We start from the raw sequence: 5,227 nt of genomic DNA on the forward strand, positions 1-5,227 counted from the left end.
CCCGGGCTGGGCCGACAAGGCCCGCCATGCGGCCTGCAGCCGGACCTGCTGCCGAGGATCGCGCGCAGCGCCCCCCCCCAGGCTACCGTACGCTGCAAGGCCTGCACCGCCAGCCGCTCGGTGCGGCGCAAGGCCGGGGTGGCCAGGATGGTGTCGCGGCGCCACTGCTGCAGCTGCAGCAGCGCGGTCTGCATGGCGCGCAGTGACAGCCCCAGATCGTGAAGCTGCCCGCGCGCGGGCCACTGCGTCTTGTCCGCCCAGCGCACCAGCCGCAACAGGCGGTGGTGCAACTGGGCCTGCCACAGCGCAGCGGCGGCGGAGCCGCCCGGCCACAGCGCGGGCCGCCCCTCATCCAGCAGGCGGCGCGCCAGGGCCGGCACCTCGGCCAGCATCATGCGCGCCAGAGTGTGCAGGCGCCGCTGGGCATTGGTGGGATAGACCCCGCGGTACACCAGCCAGGCCAAGGCCGGCCCGGACACCACGGCCAGCGCCATGCTCAGGTGCTGGGTCCACCCCGCAGTTTGCGGAAACACCGGCGCCAGCAGGATGAACATGGCCATGTTGGTGTCCATGGCGCCCGCCGCCGTGCGCTGGTGGGCAAACACCAGCCCGCCCAGCAGGGCAAACGGCAGCAGCATCCACACCATCTGCCAGCCCGACTGGGCCCAGGGCCAGACCAGGGTCTGGCACAGCAGCGCCAAGGCGGCGCCGATCAACTGCCCACGCAGCACGAAGGCCATGGTGCGGTGCGGGCTCTCGAAGCCCGAAAACACCAGCAGCATGACCGACAGGCCCAGCATGCCGAAGGCCACCAGGCGCCATTCCGTGAGCGCCCACACCATGCCCAGCAGCAGCAAGGTGCAGCCCGCACGCACGGCCGCCTGGCGTGCACCCACCCAGTCGCGGTGCAACGGCAAGGGTGCCATGCGCCGCTCGTGGGCCACAGGCCGGCGCTGGCCTTGCAGATCCCGTTGCTCGGCCTCCCAGCCGCTGTGCATGGCCTGCAACAGCAGATACAGGGCATGCAACACCTCCGGGACGGCCTGCCCGGCTGCCTGCACGGCGGCCACCGCAGCTTCGCAGGCCGCAATCGCCTGTTGCAAGCACTGGCGCAAGGCCTGGGCCTGCTCGGGCTCGGGCGCGGCCTGCAACGCCTGCACGAGCGACTCCAGCGCCTGGACCAGCTGCTCTGCCGGGCCCTCAGGGGCAAGGTCCACCGCCGCCTCGGCGCGCGGCAGCAGCCCCAGGTGGTAGACCAGATCCAGGGCGCGGTGCTGCTGCCAGTGCATGGCCCTGGAAGTGTGGCGGGCCGTGCGCGATCCTTCGGGGTACAGCTCCAGCAACTCCTCCACCTCGGCCAGACGGCTGAGCAACACGGCCATCGGGGCCGGCGCAGGCGCGGCGTGCGGGCGCAGCGAAGCGATGGCTGCCTGCAGCACGCCGGCCAGCGCATGGCGGCTTTGGGCAATCAGCACGGCGGTGCGGCGCCGGGGGGCGAAGCACCAGGAAATGCACACGGCGGTCAGCACCCCGGTCACCACGGTCAGCAGGCGGTCCCAGGCAAACGGCCAGATCGCGGCCACGGGCCCCACGTGCAGCAAGATCACCATGGCCGCCGAGTAGCCCGCCAGCATGCAGCCGTAGGCCATGTAGCCGCGCTGCAGGTTGCCCAGGAAGGCACACAGCGCGCTCCATGCGGCCAGGCCCAGGGCCAGCACCCAGATCGACTCCTGCGCCAGCAGCACCAGGCCCACGGCGAATGCCACGCCCACCACCGAACCGGCGAAGCGGTAGATGCCGCGCGACAGCAAATGCTCACGCATCGGCTGGCTACAGGCCCAGGCCGACATGGCCGCCCAGTGCGGGTGCTCCAGCCCCAGGGCATAGGCCAGCAGCAACGCGGCGAAGGCCGCCAGGGCCGTGCGCAGGGCAAACGCCAGCACCGGGGTGTGAAAGCCCAGGGCCCGCGCCCAGGTGGTGGCGGTGGATGCGCTCATGGTGCCTCCGGATCGCACGTGCCGACCGCTGGGGGCTGCGACGCCTGCACCAGGCGCCGGTCCAGTTGCAGCAGTCCGGCCACCAGGGCCTGCACCGCCGAGGCGGGCAGGCCTTCCAGCAGTTGCTGCTCCACCCGCTGCAGCTTGCCGTGCACGTCGGCCACCATGGCCTGCCCATCGGCGGTCAGCAGCAATTGCTTGCTGCGGCGATCGGCCGCATCGGTGACCCGCAGCACCAGGCCCCGGTCTTCCAGCAGGTCCACCACGCGCACCAGGCTGGAACTGTCCAGGCCCATGCGCTGCGCCAGTTGCTTGAGGCTCAGCGCCTGGCCGGCCTGGTGCAGGTGAAACAGCGGGCGCCAGGTGGCATCGGTCAAGCCCAGCTCCGCCAGGCGCATCTCCAGCACACGGCGCCAGTGGTGGCTCACACTGACCAGCAAATGACCAAAAACGGCACCGCCTGCGGCGCATCGGCGGCGTCGCAGGACGGCGGTTGGCAGTTCATCGTGGCATCAGACAGGTTCATGCAGACTCTTTGCAAGATAAATGATTGGCAATGCCAACTATTTTAAAAAAAGTGCTCTTGCGCATGCAGCGCCTGTCTGCAAGCCCCTGCGGGCGCCAGGGCGTGGGCACCGTGCACGGCTTGAGTTCGTACGCCGTTGCCGCGACACTGGCGGCTTTGTTGGACGCTGCCCTGGCCCATGAACCACCACCTGCCCCCGGCCGATCCCGCGCTGGACCGTTTCGCCGATCTGCCGAATGGCCTGCAACTGTGCTTTCGCACCTATGGACACCCCGATCACCCGCCCATCGTGCTGATTGCCGGCCTGGGCCTGCAACTGGTGTCCTGGCCCCAGGCCCTGATCGACGGCCTGGTGGCCGAGGGCCTGTACGTCATCACACTCGACAACCGGGACATGGGCCGCTCCAGCTACCTGCCGCAGACCCCGCCGGCGCGCTGGCGGCTGCTGCTGGACCGCATCCCCAGCGGGCACTACCTGATCAGCGACATGGCCAACGACGTGATCGCCCTGCTGGACCACCTGGGGGCCGAGCAGGCGCATGTGCTGGGCATGTCCATGGGCGGCATGATTGCCCAGAACGTGGCGGCGCAGGCCCCGCAGCGCGTGCTGTCGCTGACTTCCATCTTCTCCACCACCGGCAACAAGCAGGTGGGCCAGCCCGCCGCATCGACCATCTGGCGCATGCTGACCAGTCGGCCCGCCTGGACCCTGCCCCAGGCGCAGGACAAGTTCGTGCAGCTGATGCGCCACATCGGCAACCCCGAGGTGCCCGGCGTCGAGACCTTGTGGCGCCAGCACATGGCCCTGGCCTGGCAGCGCACCACGCCCGAGCTGTCGCTGCAGGGCTACGAACGCCAGGTCACCGCCATCGTGGCCTCCGGCGACCGCACCGGGCTGCTGCACCACATCCAGGCTCCCACCCTGGTGCTGCACGGTGACCGCGACTACATCGTCCACCCCAGCGGCGGCGAGGCCACGGCGCGCGCCATCTCGGGGGCGCAGCTGCACACCCTGGTCGGCATGCGGCACCAGCTGGATGCGGCCATCACCCCGGCGCTGCTGGAGCTGATCGTGCCCCATCTGCGCGATGCCCAGCGCTGACGGTGCATAAAAAAAGGCGCTGCACGCAGCGCCTTGTGGATGTGAGCCGAGCCTGCTCAGCGCATGGCGCGGCGCAACCAGGCGCTGGTCTGATCGACGGCCACCGACAACCCCAGCATGGCCAGAATCACCGTGCTGGCTTCGGCGTAGTGGAACAGCGACAGCTTGACGTACAGCAGTTGCCCCAGTCCCCCGGCGCCGACAAATCCCAGGATGGCGGCCATGCGGATGTTCATTTCCCAGCGGTACAGGGTGTAGGCCAGCAACTGCGGCGCTGCACCAGGCAAGGTGCCGTACAGAAAGGCCAGCACCCGCCCGCTGCCGGTCCGGCGCAGGGCCTCGGCCGGTTGCGGCGGGGCGTTCTCCAGCGCTTCGGCATACAGCCGCCCCAACACGCCGGCCGTGTGCAAAGCCAGGGCCAGGGCCCCGGCAAACGGCCCCAGCCCGACGGCCAGGGCGGTGATGGTGGCCCACACCAGCTCCGGCACGGAGCGCAACAGGTTCAGCACCACATTCCACGGCGCGCGGAACCTGGGCAGGGCCAGCAACAGGCCGGCAACGGCGGCCAGCAGCGTGCCCACTACCGAGATCGCCAGCGTCTCGCCAATGCCCACCAGCACGGCCCACAGCCAGGCTGCGCTGGTGTCCGGCGGGAAGAAGCCGGTGACGAAATCCCCCATCGCGGCGGCCGCCTGGCCGGTGAACAGCTGCGACCAGTCCATGCCCAGCAATTGCCAGCTGGCCACGATGGCGGCCGACACGGCCAGCAGCACCGCCGCACTGCGCCAGCCCCAGGGCGCCGCACGGGGCGCGGGCGTCGCATCCAGGGCACGGCGCAAGCCATTCGACAGCGCATCCGCGCCCAGCACCAGCAGCACGAACACCAGCAGGATGGAGCAGGCCTCGCCGCCGTTGAGCATCTTCATCGCCTGGTCCATCAGCTGGCCCAGGCCGCCGGCGCCCACAAAGCCCATGACCACGGACGCGCGGATGGCGCATTCCCAGCGGTAGACGGTGTAGGACACCAGTTCCTTGGAGGCCAGGGGCAGCACCCCGTACAGCAGCGCCAGGGCGCGCGGACTGCCGCTGCGCACCAGGGCACGGGCGGCGGTGCCGTCCTCGCTTTCCAGGATTTCGGCGTAGACCTTGGCCAGCATGCCGCCATAGGTCAGCCCCAGGGCCAGCACCCCGGCGGTCGGTCCCAGGCCGAACACGCGCACGAAGACCAGCGCCCACACCAGCTCGGGAATGCCGCGCAGGATGGTCAGGATGGCGCGCGCCACCGGGTTCTGCGTGGCCTTTTCACGGACGGCGCTGGTGGCCCAGTACGACAGCGGCACGGCCAGCACAAAGGCCAGCAGCAGGCCGATGGTGGCAATGGCCAGCGTCTCCAGCGTGGCCTGCCACAGATAGCCGCCAAACTCGGCACTGGTGTCTGGCGGCAAGAAGCCCGCCAGAAAGCCGCCGATGACGTGCAGGTTGTTGGGGTCGAACAAGGCCCCCGGCTGCACGCCGGCGCCCTGCCACAGGGGCCACAGCACGGCCAGGGCCACCAGCAGGCCCCACAGGCGGGGCCGCGCCGCCGGGTCGGACAAAGGCGTT

The 5,227-nt window shown here is 70.3% G+C and carries 4 protein-coding genes; 1 reads left to right on the forward strand and 3 read right to left on the reverse strand.

Translation table 11 applies throughout. The features are described 5' to 3' along the window. Both SJH88_RS18485 and SJH88_RS18490 read right to left on the reverse strand, forming a co-directional pair. On the reverse strand, positions 1-1,997 hold a 1,997-nt coding region (locus SJH88_RS18485; RefSeq protein WP_274755316.1), incomplete at its 3' end, for an FUSC family protein. Next, positions 1,994-2,425: a MarR family winged helix-turn-helix transcriptional regulator gene (locus tag SJH88_RS18490; protein WP_274755317.1), complete on the reverse strand. Its 432-nt coding sequence runs from the start codon at positions 2,423-2,425 to the stop codon at positions 1,994-1,996. The genes SJH88_RS18490 and SJH88_RS18485, both read right to left, overlap by 4 nt. Positions 2,426-2,701: 276 nt before the next feature. On the opposite strand from SJH88_RS18490, the gene SJH88_RS18495 reads away from it, so the two are divergent. Further along, positions 2,702-3,625, forward strand: coding sequence for an alpha/beta fold hydrolase (locus SJH88_RS18495; RefSeq protein ID WP_234686469.1), 924 nt, complete (start codon positions 2,702-2,704; stop codon positions 3,623-3,625). 56 nt (positions 3,626-3,681) lie between these two features. Here the strand turns inward: SJH88_RS18495 and phnE are convergent, their stop codons facing one another. Then, positions 3,682-5,220 (reverse strand): phosphonate ABC transporter, permease protein PhnE, encoded by a 1,539-nt coding sequence (gene phnE / locus SJH88_RS18500; protein ID WP_274755318.1) that lies wholly within the window; start codon positions 5,218-5,220, stop codon positions 3,682-3,684. Between the last annotated feature and the right edge of the window lie 7 nt (positions 5,221-5,227).

The sequence above is a fragment of the Comamonas sp. GCA5 genome (assembly GCF_036541385.1).
In the GTDB taxonomy this organism is placed as follows: domain Bacteria; phylum Pseudomonadota; class Gammaproteobacteria; order Burkholderiales; family Burkholderiaceae_C; genus Comamonas; species Comamonas aquatica.

Excerpts from the sequence above, each read along its gene's own strand:
- SJH88_RS18495 (WP_234686469.1), top strand. The coding sequence starts at position 2,702 with ATGAACCACCACCTGCCCCCGGCCGATCCCGCGCTGGACCGTTTCGCC.